The 16,873-nt window shown below is 62.1% G+C and carries 13 protein-coding genes; 5 read left to right on the top strand and 8 right to left on the bottom strand.

Annotation, left to right across the window (positions count from 1 at the left end; genetic code table 11):
- The first annotated feature begins 8 nt into the window (after positions 1-8).
- On the top strand, positions 9-635 hold the full coding sequence (locus AD666_RS22755; RefSeq protein WP_053157166.1) for a DNA-3-methyladenine glycosylase: 627 nt from the start codon (positions 9-11) through the stop codon (positions 633-635).
- 186 nt (positions 636-821) lie between these two features.
- Entirely contained in the window at positions 822-1,313 is a 492-nt protein-coding gene (locus tag AD666_RS22760; RefSeq protein WP_053157168.1) for a GFA family protein, read from the top strand.
- Positions 1,314-1,333: 20 nt separating this feature from the next.
- On the opposite strand, the gene AD666_RS22765 is transcribed toward AD666_RS22760, so the two are convergent.
- Complete coding sequence (locus tag AD666_RS22765; RefSeq protein WP_053157172.1) at positions 1,334-1,939, bottom strand: tRNA-(ms[2]io[6]A)-hydroxylase; 606 nt, start codon at positions 1,937-1,939, stop codon at positions 1,334-1,336.
- A 158-nt stretch (positions 1,940-2,097) separates the two neighbouring features.
- Here AD666_RS22765 and AD666_RS22770 point away from each other — a divergent pair, with 158 nt between their 5' ends.
- Positions 2,098-2,961 carry a universal stress protein gene (locus AD666_RS22770; protein WP_053157175.1) on the top strand — a complete coding sequence of 288 codons (864 nt, stop codon included), beginning with the start codon at positions 2,098-2,100 and terminating at the stop codon, positions 2,959-2,961.
- Positions 2,962-3,041: 80 nt separating this feature from the next.
- On the opposite strand, the gene AD666_RS22775 is transcribed toward AD666_RS22770, so the two are convergent.
- The gene (locus AD666_RS22775; RefSeq protein ID WP_053157179.1) at positions 3,042-3,512 is read right to left on the bottom strand and encodes a DUF1289 domain-containing protein; all 471 of its coding nucleotides are present in this window, start codon (positions 3,510-3,512) and stop codon (positions 3,042-3,044) included.
- Between the two features lie 417 nt (positions 3,513-3,929).
- Here AD666_RS22775 and acnB point away from each other — a divergent pair, with 417 nt between their 5' ends.
- Positions 3,930-6,530 carry a bifunctional aconitate hydratase 2/2-methylisocitrate dehydratase gene (gene acnB / locus AD666_RS22780; protein WP_053158834.1) on the top strand — a complete coding sequence of 867 codons (2,601 nt, stop codon included), beginning with the start codon at positions 3,930-3,932 and terminating at the stop codon, positions 6,528-6,530.
- A 94-nt stretch (positions 6,531-6,624) separates the two neighbouring features.
- On the opposite strand, the gene AD666_RS22785 is transcribed toward acnB, so the two are convergent.
- Positions 6,625-7,905: a serine/threonine transporter gene (locus AD666_RS22785; protein ID WP_053157182.1), complete on the bottom strand. Its 1,281-nt coding sequence runs from the start codon at positions 7,903-7,905 to the stop codon at positions 6,625-6,627.
- Between the two features lie 284 nt (positions 7,906-8,189).
- Between AD666_RS22785 and AD666_RS22790 the strand changes: the two genes are divergently transcribed.
- Complete coding sequence (locus AD666_RS22790) at positions 8,190-9,143, top strand: 2-hydroxyacid dehydrogenase (protein ID WP_053157187.1); 954 nt, start codon at positions 8,190-8,192, stop codon at positions 9,141-9,143.
- Here the strand turns inward: AD666_RS22790 and tssA are convergent.
- From tssA to AD666_RS22815, 5 genes are read right to left on the bottom strand one after another with little or no spacing between them, the layout of a single operon-like run.
- Positions 9,140-10,222: a type VI secretion system protein TssA gene (gene tssA / locus AD666_RS22795; protein ID WP_053157189.1), complete on the bottom strand. Its 1,083-nt coding sequence runs from the start codon at positions 10,220-10,222 to the stop codon at positions 9,140-9,142. The genes AD666_RS22790 and tssA overlap by 4 nt on opposite strands.
- Positions 10,219-14,073 carry a type VI secretion protein IcmF/TssM N-terminal domain-containing protein gene (locus AD666_RS22800; RefSeq protein WP_053157192.1) on the bottom strand — a complete coding sequence of 1,285 codons (3,855 nt, stop codon included), beginning with the start codon at positions 14,071-14,073 and terminating at the stop codon, positions 10,219-10,221. The genes tssA and AD666_RS22800 overlap by 4 nt, the downstream gene beginning before the upstream one ends.
- Entirely contained in the window at positions 14,070-14,831 is a 762-nt protein-coding gene (locus tag AD666_RS22805) for a DotU family type IV/VI secretion system protein (protein WP_053157194.1), read from the bottom strand. The genes AD666_RS22800 and AD666_RS22805 overlap by 4 nt, the downstream gene beginning before the upstream one ends.
- An 18-nt stretch (positions 14,832-14,849) precedes the next feature.
- Entirely contained in the window at positions 14,850-16,181 is a 1,332-nt protein-coding gene (gene tssK, locus AD666_RS22810; RefSeq protein WP_053157197.1) for a type VI secretion system baseplate subunit TssK, read from the bottom strand.
- Between the two features lie 52 nt (positions 16,182-16,233).
- Positions 16,234-16,698 carry a hypothetical protein gene (locus AD666_RS22815; protein ID WP_053157200.1) on the bottom strand — a complete coding sequence of 155 codons (465 nt, stop codon included), beginning with the start codon at positions 16,696-16,698 and terminating at the stop codon, positions 16,234-16,236.
- Positions 16,699-16,873 lie beyond the last annotated feature (175 nt).

Genomic DNA, 16,873 nt, shown 5'->3' on the forward strand with positions numbered 1-16,873 from the left:
AATCCCCGATGGCCGTGCCATACCGCGATGCCAGCGCCTTCCTGGCGAACCTCGACGAAGACTGGCGACGCCACGTCGAAACGGTCGGCCCGTGCCTGTTGCAACCCAAGCCGACCCGCGAGCCTTATGAAGCCCTGGTCCGGGCCATTGCCTACCAGCAATTGCATGCCAAGGCAGGCGATGCGATTTTTGGCCGGTTGTTGGCACTGTTTCCCGCGCAGGACTTTCCCACGCCCGAGCAGATCCTGGCGACGGACTTCGAACAGCTGCGTGCCTGCGGGTTCTCGGCCAGCAAAATCACGACTATCCAAGGCATCGCCCAAGCGGCCCTGAACGGCGTGGTGCCGGATTACCCGACAGCCCTGGCCATGGACGATGAAGCCTTGATCGAGCGCCTGGTCACCCTGCGTGGCGTCGGCCGCTGGACCGTGGAGATGCTGTTGATCTACAGCCTGCAACGGCCGGATATCCTGCCGGTCGACGATTTTGGCGTTCGCGAAGGATATCGTCGCCTCAAGCGGCTGGAACAACAGCCCAGTCGCAAGCAAATGATCGATATCGGCCTGGCGTGGAGCCCCCATCGGACCGTCGCGGCGTGGTATTTGTGGCGGGTGCCCAGCCGCAGCACGGCATAATCGCTCATCGTGAGCAGGCTCGCTCCTACAGGGATCGGCGGTGTCGCGCTTACTAATGAACACTCAAGATCTGCTGTGGGAGCGAGCCTGCTCGCGATGGCGCCCGCCCATTCAACGCAAATTCGCTTGAGCAACTCCCAAGCGTCTAAGCTGCCCCAAGTCCCCCATTTCCAACTGGAGATCCTCATGCACCTCGAAGGCTCCTGCCACTGCAGGGCGGTGTCGTTCAGTCTGGACTGCACCCATCCCTACCCTTACCAACGCTGCTATTGCTCGATCTGCCGCAAGACCCAGGGCGGTGGCGGTTATGCGATCAACCTGGGCGGGGATGCCCGCACCCTCAAGGTAAAAGGTCGCCAACACATCAGCATTTACCATGCGCGGCTCAAGGATGAAGGCGACAAACGTGCCCGCCGCAGCAGTGCCGAACGGCATTTCTGCTCGCTTTGCGGTTCGGGACTCTGGCTGTTCAGCCCCGAATGGCCGGAACTGATCCACCCCTTCGCCTCGGCGATCGACACACCGCTGCCCGTCCCGCCGGAACATACTCATCTAATGCTGGGGTCCAAGGCACCGTGGGTGGAAGTCGAAGCGCAGCCAGGCGACCAGCGGTTCGATGCCTACCCCGAGGAGTCGATTGCCCAGTGGCATGAACGCCTGGGCCTGGCCGATGGCTGATGCCCGCTCAGGAACTGCCGCTATAGCGTCGGCACGCCACTGTGGAAGCGAAATTCCACATCCGGCGATTCGATCAGCTCACGCTCAGCCTCGCGAACCTTGTCGATTACCCGTGCAATGTCATCGGCATCGCCGTACTGGTAGGCCAGCTTCAGGTAGCCCTGGAAATGCCGGGCCTCGCTTTTCAGCAGGCCGAAATAGAACTTGCCCAGTTCCTCGTCCAGATGTGGCACCAGGGCCTCGAAACGCTCGCAGCTACGGGCTTCGATGAAAGCGCCGACCACCAGGGTGTCCACCAACTTGACCGGCTCGTGGCTACGCACGACCTTGCGCAGGCCCGAGGCGTAACGCCCGGCGGAGAGCTGGCGCAAGCCGACCTTGCGCTTCTTCATCAGGCGCATGACTTGCTCATGGTGCACCAGCTCTTCCCGGGCCAGGCGCGACATCAGGTTGATCAGGTCGACGTGGGAATGGTACTTGGCGATCAGGCTCAGGGCAGTGCTGGCGGCCTTGAACTCACAGTTCTTGTGATCGATCAGCAGGGTTTCCTGATCGGCCAGCGCGGCCTGGACCCATGCATCGGGGGTACGGCAGCCAAGGAATTCATGGATTTCGGGAAGGATCATGGGGCTCACGGGAAAAGGTAGTCGAGCGAAGGGCGCCGATTATACCGGCCTGCCCCCAGACCACCAGCCACCGCCGTTGATATGCGTCAAGTCGACGACTCACCGCCAGCAACTATAGTTGAGCAACACCATGCCATTTATCGCTGGAGACGCCGATCATGCAAGCCATTCGCAGCATTCTGGTGGTCATCGAACCCGAACATTCGGAAAGCCTGGCGCTCAAGCGCGCCAAGCTGATCGCCGGGGTGACCCAGGCTCACCTGCACCTGCTGGTCTGCGACAAACGGCACGACCATGGCGGCATGCTCAGCGTACTCAAGGCCGGACTGGTGGCGGATGGGTACAGTGTCACCACGGAACAGGCCTGGAACGAAAGCCTCCACGAGACCATCATCGACGTGCAACAGGCCGAAGGTTGTGGCCTGGTCATCAAGCAACACTTTGCCGACAGCCCGCTGAAAAAAGCCTTGCTCACCCCGGCGGACTGGAAGCTGTTGCGCCATTGCCCGACCCCCGTGCTGCTGGTGAAAACTGCGGGCTCCTGGAAAGACAAGGTGATCCTGGCCGCCGTTGACGTGGGCAACACCGACGGGGAACACCGGCACCTGCACAACACCATCATCGATCATGGCTATGACATTGCCCTCCTGGCCAAGGCGCACCTTCACGTGATCAGCGCCCATCCCACCCCGATGCTGTCGTCAGCCGACCCGACGTTCCAGCTCAAGGAAACCATCGAGGCCCGTTATCGCGAACAATGCCGGGCATTCCAGGCCGAATTCGATATCGACGACCAGCACCTGCATATCGAGGAAGGGCCGGCGGATGTGCTGATTCCGTATATGGCGCGCAAGCTCCAGGCCGCCGTGACGGTGATCGGCACCGTGGCGCGTTCGGGTTTGTCGGGGGTCCTGATCGGCAACACCGCCGAAGCGGTGCTCGATACGCTGGAAAGCGATGTGCTGGTGCTCAAGCCTCAGGAGGTGGAGGACCACCTGGTGGAGCTGGCGGTCAAGGAATAGACAAGCTGTGGCGAGGGGATTTATCCCCTCGCCACGAAAGCACCCTGGCGCAAACGCTTCTTTGCACAAATGGCCGGGGATCAACGGCCCATCGCATCCTTCAGGAACCCCGGCGCGATGTAGCGCTGGTAATGCGCCTCGGACAGCAGGAAAAATTCCCGATCGATGGCATCGCGCAGGTCGGGCAGCTCCCAATCGCGAAACTCCGGCAGCAGCACCATGCCATAGGCTTCCAGATTATTGATCACCCGCGCCCCCCGGGCGATCAACTGGTAGGCCCAGCAATATTCCGACTGCTGGGGCACGAAACGGATCTGCCGGCTCACCAGTTGCTGGCGCAGCAGTTCGGGGTCGAAGACTTCCAGTTTGGCGACCATCACCTGCACCAACAGCTTTTCCAACCGCAGCCACACCGCCCGTTTCTCATCCTCGTTATAGCCGTTCCAGTGGATCACTTCATGGTGGAACCGCTTGCAGCCACGGCACACCAGGTCACCGTAGACAGTGGAGCAAAGGCCGACGCAAGGAGTCTTGATAAGCTGGTTGGGCATAAGAAACAAGGCACGTAAAAGCAGGACAGGCCGGCATGTTAGCCCTTTGTCTAAGATTGATCACCCCTCAAACCCCGCTCAAACTTCAGGAGCCAACTTACCTTTAATTTTTTTTTCCCGTAGAATCAGCCAGCCTTTTAAGGCGCCAAATGTCCGTTAGAAGCTGTTTTCAAAGCGTCACGAGCACAGTCGTTCCTTCAGAACGGTGTTGGCGAAGGGTCTTTCCAGCGGGGAAAGCCCGACGCCAACCCTCATCAGCTCCCGTTCTGCAGGCGTAAAACTTTGAAAGCAGCTTCTGTGAGGAACCCCGGTAACGCTGGCATGGTGGCTCAAAAAGCCTCCGACGCGCATGCGTACCGCGGGCTCCTGGATGAGCGTCCCGGACACCCATTTGGGACCACTGATGAGGGTAATACTGTGCTTGAAGCCTACCGCAAACATATCGAAGAGCGCGCAGCACTGGGTATCGTTCCCCAGCCGCTTAACGCCGAACAAACCGCAGGCCTGGTCGAGCTGCTGAAGAATCCCCCGGCTGGCGAAGAAGCTTTCCTCGTTGACCTGATCACCAATCGCGTTCCGCCTGGAGTCGACGAAGCCGCCTACGTCAAGGCCGGTTTCCTCTCCGCCCTGGCCAAGGGCCAGGCCCAATCCCCTCTGCTGGACAAGAAGCGTGCCGTCGAACTGCTTGGCACCATGCAGGGCGGCTACAACATCGTGACCCTGGTGGAACTGCTGGACGACGCCGAGCTGGCCCCGGTAGCCGCCCAAGAACTCAAGCACACCCTGCTGATGTTCGACGCCTTCCACGACGTGGCTGAAAAAGCCAAGAACGGCAATGTCCACGCCAAGGCCGTACTGCAATCCTGGGCCGACGGCGAGTGGTTCAAGAAGCGCCCTGTACTGGCCGACAAGATCAGCCTGCGCGTGTTCAAGGTCCCTGGCGAAACCAACACCGACGACCTGTCCCCTGCCCCGGACGCCTGGTCCCGCCCCGACATCCCGCTGCATGCCCTGGCCATGCTGAAAATGGCTCGCGACGGCATCGTGCCTGACGAGCAAGGCAAGACCGGCCCGATGAAGCAGATCGAAGAAATGCGCGGCCAGGGTTTCCCGATCGCCTACGTCGGTGACGTGGTCGGTACCGGTTCGTCGCGTAAATCGGCGACCAACTCGGTCCTGTGGTTCTTCGGCGACGACATTCCATACGTGCCGAACAAGCGTGCCGGCGGTTTCTGCTTCGGCAGCAAGATCGCTCCGATCTTCTACAACACCATGGAAGATGCCGGCGCCCTGCCGATCGAGTTCGACGTGTCGAACATGAACATGGGCGACGTGATCGACCTGTACCCGCATGCCGGCAAGGTCTGCAAGCACGGCACCGATGAAGTCCTGACCACCTTCGAAATGAAGACCCCGGTCCTGCTGGACGAAGTCCGCGCCGGCGGCCGTATCCCCCTGATCATCGGCCGTGGCCTGACCGAGAAGGCCCGCGCCGAACTCGGCCTGCCGCCGTCGGACCTGTTCAAGAAGCCTGAAGCACCGGCTGAAAGCACCAAGGGCTACACCCTGGCACAGAAAATGGTCGGCAAGGCCTGCGGCGTGAAGGGCGTGCGCCCTGGCACCTACTGCGAACCGAAGATGACCACCGTCGGCTCCCAGGACACCACTGGCCCAATGACCCGTGATGAACTGAAAGACCTGGCGTGCCTGGGCTTCTCCGCCGACCTGGTGATGCAGTCCTTCTGCCACACCGCGGCGTATCCGAAGCCGATCGACGTGACCACCCACCACACCCTGCCGGACTTCATCATGACCCGTGGCGGTGTGTCCCTGCGTCCGGGCGACGGCATCATCCACAGCTGGCTGAACCGCATGCTGCTGCCTGACACCGTCGGCACCGGTGGCGACTCCCACACCCGTTTCCCGATCGGCATCTCGTTCCCGGCCGGTTCCGGCCTGGTAGCCTTCGCTGCCGCCACCGGCGTCATGCCGCTGGACATGCCAGAGTCGATTCTGGTTCGTTTCAAGGGCAAGTTGCAACCAGGCGTCACCCTGCGTGACCTGGTTCATGCCATCCCTTACTACGCCATCCAGAAAGGCCTGCTGACGGTCGAGAAAAAAGGCAAGAAAAACGCCTTCTCCGGCCGCATCCTGGAAATCGAAGGCCTGGAAACCCTGACCGTCGAGCAAGCGTTCGAGCTGTCCGACGCCTCGGCCGAACGCTCGGCTGCCGGTTGCACCATCAAGCTGTCCAAGGAATCGATTGCCGAGTACCTGCAATCGAACATCACCCTGCTGCGCTGGATGATCGGCGAAGGCTACGGCGATGCCCGCACCCTGGAGCGTCGTGCCCAGGCGATGGAAGCCTGGCTGGCCAACCCTGAGCTGCTGGAAGCCGACAAGGACGCCGAGTACGCCGAAGTCATCGAGATCGACCTGGCCGACGTCAAGGAGCCTGTGCTCTGCGCACCGAACGACCCGGACGACGCTCGCCTGCTCTCCAGCGTTGCTGGCGAGAAGATCGACGAAGTGTTCATCGGTTCGTGCATGACCAACATCGGTCACTTCCGCGCGGCCGGCAAGTTGCTGGATCAGGTCAAGGGCCAGCTGCCAACTCGTCTGTGGCTGTCGCCGCCGACCAAGATGGACGCTCATCAGCTGACCGAGGAAGGCTACTACGGCATCTACGGCAAGGCCGGTGCACGGATGGAAATGCCAGGCTGCTCGCTGTGCATGGGTAATCAGGCACGCGTGGAGCCAAACTCCACCGTGGTTTCCACCTCGACCCGTAACTTCCCGAACCGTCTGGGTGACGGCGCGAACGTCTACCTGGCCTCGGCCGAGCTGGCATCCGTCGCGTCCATCCTGGGTCGCCTGCCGACCGTCGAGGAGTACATGGAATACGCCGGCAAGATCGACAGCATGGCAGCGGACGTGTACCGCTACCTGAGCTTCGACCAGATCGCCGAGTTCCGTGAAGCGGCTGCAAACGCCAACATCCCGGTCGTCCAGGCCTAAGGTTTCGACGCCCGACTAAAAACGCCGCCCTTCTTGCGAGGGGCGGCGTTTTTTTATGCCTGCCGTTTAGCTGCCGGGTACACCCGGAACCCGGTCAGGCCAGGAGGGAGTAGACCAGCGCCGTAATCGCCACCAACCCCACCATCACCACGAACACATTGGACGCCTGGCCACGGTAGCGGGCCATGGCCGGAACCTTGCGGATGGCATACATCGGCATCAGGAACAGGATCGCCGCGATCACCGGACCACCCAGGGTTTCGATCATGCCCAGGATGCTCGGGTTGAGCGTGGCGACGATCCAGCACACCACCAGCATGAACAGCGCCGTCAGACGATCCAGCGTCTTGGGGGCCGGACGACGACCGCTTTTGACGATCAGGCCCTTGAGACCTTCACTGGCACCGATGTAATGCCCCAAAAACGACTTGGAAATCGCCACGAACGCGATCAATGGCGCCGCAAAGGCAATGGTCGGGTTGCTGAAATGGTTGGCCAGGTACGACAGGATCGACAGATTCTGTGCCTTGGCTTCAACCAGTTGCGCCGGCGACAAGGTCAGCACGCAACTGAATACGAAGAACAGCACCATCACCACCATCAGCACATGAGCGCGGGACAGGACCTGCGAGCTGCGTTCCTCGGCATTGGCGCCGTAGCGACGTTTCTGATCCACCGCAAACGCCGAAATGATCGGGGAATGGTTGAAGGAGAACACCATCACCGGAATCGCCAGCCACAGGGTATGCAGCAACGCCGAAGGCTCCGGCACCGTGGACGCGGTGATCAGAATCCCACCGTTCCAGTGCGGGATCAGGAACACCGCCAGGAACAGCAACGCCACGATGAACGGATAGACCATCAGGCTCATCGCCTTGACGATCACCTGTTCGCCACACCGTACCACCGCCAGCAGCCCCAGAATCAATACCAGCGACAACACAGCCCGAGGCGGCGGCTGGATGTGCAACTGGTGCTCCAGGAAGCTGCCCACCGTGTTGGTCAGCGCCACGCTGTAGATCAGCAGGATCGGGAAGATGGCAAAGAAGTACAGCAAGGTAATCAGCGCGCCGGCCTTGATGCCGAAGTGCTCTTCCACCACCTCGGTAATGTCCGCACCGTCTCGACCGGACAACACGAAACGGGTCAGGCCCCGGTGCGCGTAGAACGTCATGGGAAACGCCAGCAGCGCCAGAATCAGCAACGGCCAGAAACCGCCCAGGCCAGCATTGATGGGTAGGAAGAGAGTGCCTGCACCGATGGCGGTGCCAAACAGGCCCAGCATCCAGGTAGTGTCATGGCGACTCCACTGGCCGAGGGTGGCTGGGACTGACGTTTCAAAGCGCTCTTCGACGCTATTGGCCTGATCATTCATCCGGTCGGATCTCCGTTTTCCGGTCACGTGCACCCGGCCAGGACGAGTCGGAAAAGCCCGACAGGCAGCGCCCTGGCCGAAACAGGGCCGCGATTGTCCGGGATTAGCGAGCAGAAGCAAAGACTTAGCTGAGGAACGGTTGCGCGGATCAGATCGGTCAATTGCATGTCCTGTGGGAGTGGTGCAAACCAGAAATGCGCATAAAAAGCCAAAACCCCCTGCCCTTGACTCCTACAATCAGGTTGAATACATGCGAACCGCCAAAGTGCCCACAGGAGCCCAGCATGACCGCCACCGTCCTGGTACTGGTTGAAACCGTCAACGACTACCTGCCGATTCTCGAGCGCCAGGGTTATCACCTGGAGCTGGCGCCCACACCCGCCGAACGCAAGGCGGCGATTTTCGAGCATGGCGAGCGGTTCAACGCGGTGCTGACCCGCGGCCCCCTGGGTCTGACGGCCGATGAGATCGCCGCCCTGCCCAACCTGCAAATCATTTGTGTGATCGGTGCCGGCTACGAGCAGGTGGACTTGTGCGCCGCCCGTGACCGCGGGATCGTGGTTACCAACGGTGCCGGAGTCAACGCGTCGTCGGTGGCCGACCATGCCATGGCGCTGCTGTTGGCGCTGGTACGTGATATCCCCCGGGCCGATGCCTGTGTGCGGCGGGGGGAATGGGCGAAGGTCATGCGCCCCTCCCTGGCCGGCAAGCGACTGGGAGTGCTGGGGCTTGGCGCGGTAGGCATGGCGATTGCCAAACGGGGGGCCCTGGGCTTTGACATGAACGTGAGCTACCACAGCCGCCGGGTGCGCAACGATGTGCCCTATACCTACTGCGCCACGCCCACGGAACTGGCCCGGGTGTCGGATTTCCTGATCATCGCCACACCCGGGGGTCTCGATACCCGGCAGTTGATCAACAAGCAGGCGCTCGACGCCCTGGGGCCGAACGGTTTTCTGGTGAACATCGCCCGGGCCAGCGTCGTCTCGACCGCCGAACTGATCAACGCCCTGGAACATCGGCGCATCGCCGGCGCGGCCCTGGACGTCTTCGACCACGAGCCTGAGGTGCCCGATGCGTTGAAGAACCTGCCCAACGTGGTCCTGACGCCCCACGTCGCCGGCCTTTCGCCGGAAGCGACCCGTGGCACGGTAGAGCTGGTGGGCCAGAACCTGAATGCCTTCTTTTCCGGCAAGCCGGTGCTGACGCCAGTGCCGTTACCCGTTCCACAACGTTAAAGCACACCCAGCAAGGTCCACACCCGACGGGATTCGGCATCGGCGTTGATCAACTCTCCCAGCAGCTCGCTCAACGGCTTGTTGCCCCATTCCACACCACGCCGGATCAAATAGGGCACCGGGCTATGGGGTTCGGTGCGTGCCAGGTATCCGGCGATGACCAGCAACTGTCGATAGGCTTCCTCTCGACTGGCCGGTTCCTGAAACACCGGGGACGATGCGACGGCCCCCTGGGGCTCCTGCGGCGCAGCCACGGAAAGCGCGGCCACTGGCGCGACGGTAGGTTGCTGTGGATGCATCGCGATGAACTCCTCTACCAATGCCAGCAGGGCCTGTATGACGTCTTGCAAAGCTTTGTAGCCCGGCGCCAGCGAGCCCAGGTAAGCGTCGCTCCAGGTGTCAAGCCGTTGCAGATGTTGCAGGCTCAGCATCAGACTGCCCTGACGATGCAGCCAGAACGACAACGGCGTGTTGCGGATCAGCTCGGTGAGTTTCTTTTGATCGTTGCGTGCGGTTTCCGCCGACGCCTTGGCGTTTTTGCTGTCGTTGGCCTGCACCTGCTGACGCTGCAAACGCTGCCAGTCATTCAGGCAAAAACTGTCGAAGGCCGGATCGCGGCCATCGAACAAGGCCACCCGCGTCAGCAGCACTTCGCTGTAGCGACGCGCCAACCATTCCAACGGAATCACACGCCATGACTGATCGCCCTCATCGGCCTGGGGATGCAGTTGCTCGGGGTAGCGCTCGCACAGGCCCACCACCAGCGCCAGGCTGCCCGGCAGGCCTTCCAGTCCACTCAAATGCAGCCAGGCCTCTCCCAGCCAGGCGCTGATCATCAGGTCCTTGCTGCGTTCGAGCAGCAGCGTCGTGGCGAGCCGTTCCAGCTCCGGCCACTGGGCTCGCTTGACCGACGCCTGCCACACCCCCGTTGGCAGACTGGTATCGTCTTCCCTGCGCAATTCGCGCAACTGGTCGTATTCCGGCTCATAGCGCAGGTCCAGGCCGCAGGGCGATTGAGCACTGATCGGCTCGAGCAATGCAGTGACCAGCTCAGGCAACGGGGATATCGGTACGCTCACAGGCCCTCCTCACGGGTCGCGATGGCGGGGCTCGATGAGGTCGCCATGAAAGGTGAACGGGGCGCCTGGGTTGGCAGCGGCGGGATCGACAAGGGCAGCTTCGACCCCTGACTCATCAGCGACAGACGCAGGAACATCAGGGTTTGCTGCGTCGTGCGCGCCTGGATCTGTGCCAGGGCCGGGGGCTGGGTAGCAATCTGGCCCGTGACCGGCAGTTGCAGGGTCAGCGGAAAATCGGTGTAGTCGACGTTCGGTTGGCGCTGCACCGACACCAGCGAGCGCATCAGGCGTAGCAACGACCACGGGCCCTCGTATTCCCAGCCAGCCTCCAGGTCGCGGACCACCAGGTTAGGTTGCAAGGGATCATTGGCCGGCCGCTGGTAACCGTTGCGGGCCCAGCGCAAGGTCAGCCGCACGGGTTGCCCGATCATCCAGCGCAGGTTCTGCCGGGCTTCGCCTGGATAACTGATCTGCTGGTTGCCGGCGTCGATTGCCCAAGCGATGACCTGGTCGGCACCACGCTCCTCATCGCGGTCGGTGCGCCAGCGTACATCCATCTCCACGCCGAGAATTCCGCTCTTGTCCCGCACGAACAACGGCCCCAGCCAGGCACCGGCCTGCTTCAAGCGATTGAGAAAATCCTCGGCTGCCAGCCGCTCCGGCGTCTGGCTCAACACGAGCCCCGCCTGGGCCAGGGGCAAGCGTGTATCGATCAACTCCAACAGCCGCTGAACCCGTGCCGGATCTGCATCACTGGCCCGCACGTCCTGGGAAAACGGAAAACGACCGGCCAGGTACTGATTGAAATAATTGGCCAAGTCGTTCCAGGCCGTCGCCGCCTGATGCTGTTGCAGATACAGGCAACGTTGCAAGGCGGTCTGCTGCAACGTGACGGCACGCTGCGCCAGGTCGCCGCGTCCGCCCGACAGATTGGAGGTCTGCAAAATCTGCGCACAGGACGCCGTGTCCATTTCGTTGAAGTCCCGGCTCACCAATTGCGCCAATTGCGCAGCCGAACTGGCCGGATTTTGATTCTTGTACTTGAGCAGCTCGTCGTTGATCGCCATGAACCGTGCCACCTGGTCGTGCTCCAGGGCCGACAGGTTGTCCTGCTGAACAATCAGCCACTCCAGTGCCGGCATGCGCTGCTCGGCGATTTGCAGCATGGCATCGAACTGCTGATTCAGACTCAGCTTCAAGCCCTGTGGATCGGCGGCACCGTACAGTTGCAAACCGAAGTTCTTCGAGCCGTCCCAGCGCTGGATGTCGGCTCGTTGGCTGAACAATGGCTGGGCATCGATTTCGCTGAGGCCGCTGCTGATCTGGGCCATTGCGCGACGATTGAGCAAACGCTGAAAACGCGTCGCCAGATCACTGCGATGCACGTCCATGAAGGCCTTTTGCAGCGCTACGGCCTGGGACGTCTGCACATTGAAGCCCATGCCCGGCAGTTGCTCATCGCTTTCATCCAGGCTTAGCCACATGGCCTGTGCAGCGGCGCTTTCTGCAGCCTGCATCAGCGCATCGCGGTAAGCCGGCGGAATGCGTGGCAGCTCTTCATTGGCGTAGCTCCTGTAGCTGGCGAAATAATTCAGGGCAACACTGAAATCATCGCTGCCATCGGCCTGCCCCATGGTGTCAGGCGCATTGACAGACGGTGCCTTTTGCAGGGCCAGGGCTACGAAATCGCGCTTGAACAGGGCCTGCACCGCATCGTCGAGGGCGGTGACATGTTCTTGTAGCACCAGCAAGCCACTGCCTTGCTGGACCAGCAGATTGTCCCGGGACCCGCTCTGCACGATCCACTGGTCGCGAAAGCTCTGCTGCAATTTCGCCGCCCGGCTTTCCAGGTCCTGTTCGAGTTCCGGCCCCAGCAGGGTGCTATGGCTGACCTTGTCCATCAACTGGGTGTAACCGGGAACCAGGTCCTGGCCCTTGCCCCGGCCCCAGGCTGCATTGGTCAGGCTGACCAGGCTCTGTAGATCATCGACCAGCGCCATCAGGTCTTCCAGCTCCCCCAACGAATTGCCACCGCCTGCCTCCAGCCTTTGCAGGTGCAACTTGAGGTAACCGGCCTGGCGCACGAAATTGTCGGCAAGGAAATAATGATCGAGCCAGCGCTGCATCAAGCCGGTGAAATTGTCGGAGACCAGTGGGCGCGCAGCGTTCAGGTCCAGCCCTTTGAGGTCGGTGTTCTGTGCGTCGAACAGCACCCGGTTGTAAAACCGTGCGCGGCTCAAGGTGCCGGCATTGAGGTTCAGTGAGAGCGCGTTGTTGCTCAATAGCACCAGTTCGTCCAGCGGCGCCTTGGGGTTACTGACCGCCTGGCTGAACATCTGGTTCTGCTGTTCGAGGCGCACCGCCCGCTCCACCAGGTCCCTAGCCTTCACGTAGCTTTGCCACTGGGCCGGGTCTTCGCTTTCCACGTTGCCGCGGCGTTCGGTGTTGCGGATGGCCTTGAGTTGTTCCAGATCCGATACCAGCAGGTCGCGCAGGGGCAGGATCCAATGATGCCGGGCAGTCTGGCGCAGCCCCTCCTCCAATTGCGTGTCCACCGAGGAAAACCACGAGGTGGGAAACACCACGGAAACGAAGCGCCAGCGCGGGGCTTGTTCCAGCACGCCCCAATAATTCTGCACGTTGTAGCGGGTCGGTTCCAGACGGGGTTGGTCAGGATCGACCACCAGATGATTCTTGTGAGCGCGCAGGACCAACTGTGACAGGCCCTCGGCTTGCTCCACCGAATCGTGCCAGACCCAGAGCATGCCTCCCAGCCAGATCAGCCCGACCACCAGCGCGGTGGCGCCGGCCAGTCGATGCCAACGCTGGCGCAGGCGCAACAGGCGCGGTACAGGCTGGGCCAGGCCCCGCTCGGCCACCAGCCGGCGTGACCACAACTGCCGGGCGAATACCATTTGCCGCAAAATGTTGTCATCGGCTGGAAAACCGTCCCCGTTGACAACAGGCGCCTGGCTCGCGGTGAAATACAAGCCGCGAAAGCGCGGTGCCTCGCCCTGGGCGTTGCCCTGGAATACCGGCTCCAGCAAAACCTGCAAGGCCCGTCGCAGCCCTTCGAAACGCTCAGGCAAACCATACAGGTCGCCGCTCAACTGCCCCGACAGTGCACCAATCTCGATGATCGACTGCGACAACGCCGCGTTGACCTGATCCAGCGCCTGATCGCTCCACTGCGATTGCCAGGCCGCCTCGGGTGCGTACGGCGATGACCAGCCCAACGTCGACTCACGGGCCTGGGCAGGCAGCGCGCTGACCAGCTCCTGGAAGCCGGGCAGTTCCTCCATCCCGGTGATGACCACGTACACCGGCAAGCTGAGACCAAAACGCTGCAACAAATCGATGAAGCAACGGCGGACCTTGAGGCTCAACTCGGTGGCGCGCTCGATATCATCGAGTTTGTCGAACGGCACGGTCCAGATCACCGCGTCCAACGGCCGCCGGCTGCGCAGGCGCAGAATCAAACCCAGCAAGCGCCACCAGTTGCCCCGTTGCCGGTTCATGCCTTCGCCGGGCAGGAACAGCGCCTGAGGCACCACCAGCACCGCGCCTTCGGCGTCCGACCACCAGCGCCCGAACCATGCCGCCTTGTCTGTTGGCTGCAAGCGCCATTGGCTGCACAGCTGGGCGCCTTCGGCTTCGTGGCCGAGCATCATCAGCCAGGGCATCTGGTAGCGGTCGCGGGTGCCCTGTTCCTGCTCCATGTGGCGAACCGCCCCATAGAAACTGCGAATGGCGGCGCCCCCCTGGGTCCGCAGCCACCAGACCAACGCTGCGACCAGCACCACCAGGACGACGGCCAACAGCACCAGGGCGAAGATGCTCAGGGGGTTCATGAATCCTGCTCCTGGACCACCGACTCGTTCAGTTGCAACACCGGCTCGAGTTCAGAGCGGATGTCACGCCAGAACACCTGCCCCAACCCCGTCAGCAGAAGGACCATCGCCAGGATCGCCAACCCCAGGCGAAAGCCGTCCGGCAACGAGGTCTGCGCCGGCATGCGTATCGGTGGCGCCGCCGCGGACATCGCCAGGCGCTGACTGACATCTTCGAAGTCCGGGTCGTGCTGCCAGGCAAACGCGAACAACGCCAGACGCCATTTTTCATGCTGGATCTGACCCGACTCGCCCCGCAGGCGCCCCTGAAAACCAAGAATCAGGCATTGCAGATAAACATTCGCCAGATCCCGAGTACCGGGCATCTGCTCGTCCAGCAGTTTCTTGATGGCCGCTGGCAGCCGTTCGCCGGCCTGGCGGCTGGAATACATGCGCGATTCCAGCGGGTGCTGTTGCCAGGCGAGTTGCCCCGGCCAGGGCGTGAACAACAGGGTTTCATCCACCAGCGCGACGAATGCGTAGACCAGCGCCTTGACCTGCTCGGTGGCAGAGTCCCCGACCGTGGCGAAGGCGGTCCGCCACAGGCGTTGGGCACTGCGTCCGGAAAACTCCACCACCCGGCTGACCAGTGCCGCACTGTCACTATCCTTGGGCAGGTCCTGCCACTCCTGGCACCACTTCAGCCAAGCTTGTCGGAAAGCGCTGCTCAGCGGCGCCTCATGCAGACCCCGAACCGCCCCGCCACTTCCGTCCGGCATACGACTCCCCTTCTGCGATCAGGCACTTTCACCGGTTTGCGCGACGAACAACACCACCTGCCAAGGACCGCTGGACTGGCCCGACGCCGGCGCGACAATGTACAACGGCAGTTGGCCGTCGAACCATTGTCCACTGGCACTCACCACGAACAATCGGGTGTCGTCGCCCACGCTATAGGCCACCTGTTCGTTGCGACTCATGGCTTGGTGAGGCAAGCCGCTCATGCGTTGGCGACTCAGCAACGGGACATGAGGCGCGGATGCGATGATTGCTCCGCGCAGCCAATCGGCAGCGGCCTGCTCACCGGCACCGTTGGGCATGCGCAGGCCGATGACCAGTCGCTGGCTTGGCTGGTCGTCGGGCAGTTGGATGGAAAAAACCGGGTCGTTGCGTTCGAAGGCCAGGGTGCGATATCCGGCACGGACCCGCTCCAGGGTGTCTTCCAGCCAGTCGAGCAGCGGTTCGTAGCCCCGTTGCAGCTCCACGAAATCCAGCGGGGCAAAAGCCGGGACGCCAGCCAAAGGATTAAGCGCCGACCAGGCTCCGGCCAGCCCCAGCAACAAACCGTAGAGCGCGTGGGGCGTGGCCACGCGCATGTTCAGAGCCCCTTCGACTTCGGGCAAGCGTGCCCATATCGCCGTCATTAGCCGGCGGATTTCCATCGCATCGTCCTGATTACCGGCCGCCTGGGCCTGACGCAACCGTCCGGCGAGGAACAGGCACTTCTCCCGCGCCCGTGCACACAGCCCGGCGATACGCCGCCCTAGCACCGACTCGGGTAACAACACGGGCGTGGGTGGTGTATAGGGCACGCGCAGAAAGCCGCCGCCTTCCTTGCGGATGCGCAGCAGCGGCAGGCAGATCGAGTCAGCTTTGCTCAGTTGCGTGCACAACCGTGGATTGGGTCGCCACACGGTGATGGATTCCGGGAATTCGCCGCTGGTGAGGTCCGGCAGGGCGTCGCCCACCACCGATTGCAACCGTCCCTTGAGCGGCAGCAACTGCCCGGCGCGCCAGAGTGGGCTGATCGCCAGGTAAACGGTCACGGTAGCGTCGTCGGTCTTGTCGACCGCCTCGGTGATATCCAGCTCCAGGGTCGGCCCGACGCCGGCTTGCAGATTGACGGGCAAGCCGTCCGGCAAGGTGCCTTGCAGTTGCAGCAGCCGGACCTGGCCGGCGCTGAGGGCCGAAGGGTCGACCTCCAACTGGCTGACACCCCAGAACCAGGGATTACAGGCGGCCGCGACATGCGCCGCCAGGGCCTCGGCGCGCAACCCTTGTAATTGAAAATGCTGGGGCAACAGTTGCATGCCCTCGTGCCAGCACACCGCGTCAGGTAACAGACTCATACGACTCCCTTCGACATTCCAGTGTCGCCGCACCTGGGCGGCCCGCGGTCATTCAAGGCTGACTGGCATCGAGCTGCCCATCGTTGACGAGGGTCATCTCGCGACTGTCGAACTTCAGCCAGGCCTTGCGTTGATCGTCCAGCCGAAGCCGGTGGGCTCCGGGAGTGTTATAGCTGGCGAAGACCAAAAGTCCAGCGGCGCGCCGGCCCTCCAGCGGGAAGGGTTGGCGGTCGATGAACTGTCCGGGGACCAGCTCCAGCCCCCATACCGACATGAGTTGACGATAGTCGCGCTGGAACTGTTCGCGCTCTGCAAACCACTGCCTGGCGGTAATTCCCGAGAGTTGCTTGAGCAGGTCCGGATCGTTCACGGCGACAAAATCCACGGCGATCGGAGTGTCGTCATTGGCACGGGGCGCGACGTCCAGGGTCAGGCTGTCCAGATCGACGCTGGGCGCAAACAGCGAGCAACCCGTTAGTGCCACGCTGAAAAAAAATCCTGAAAAAAACACACGCAAAATGAATCTTCCTTTTCGTCGCGGTCAAAAATTGTTTTTGCTTGCATTTTTATAGACCTGTTCTAGCGTCTTGGATAGTTCGGCCAACACGGTCGAATGGACCAGGTTCGTCAAGGGAATGACAGGTTTTCTGCCCTCCGTTTGCAACCTGCGGATCAGCAAGGGAATGCGATGA

The sequence above is a fragment of the Pseudomonas sp. Pf153 genome (assembly GCF_001269775.1).
Classification (GTDB): Bacteria; Pseudomonadota; Gammaproteobacteria; order Pseudomonadales; family Pseudomonadaceae; genus Aquipseudomonas; species Aquipseudomonas uvaldensis.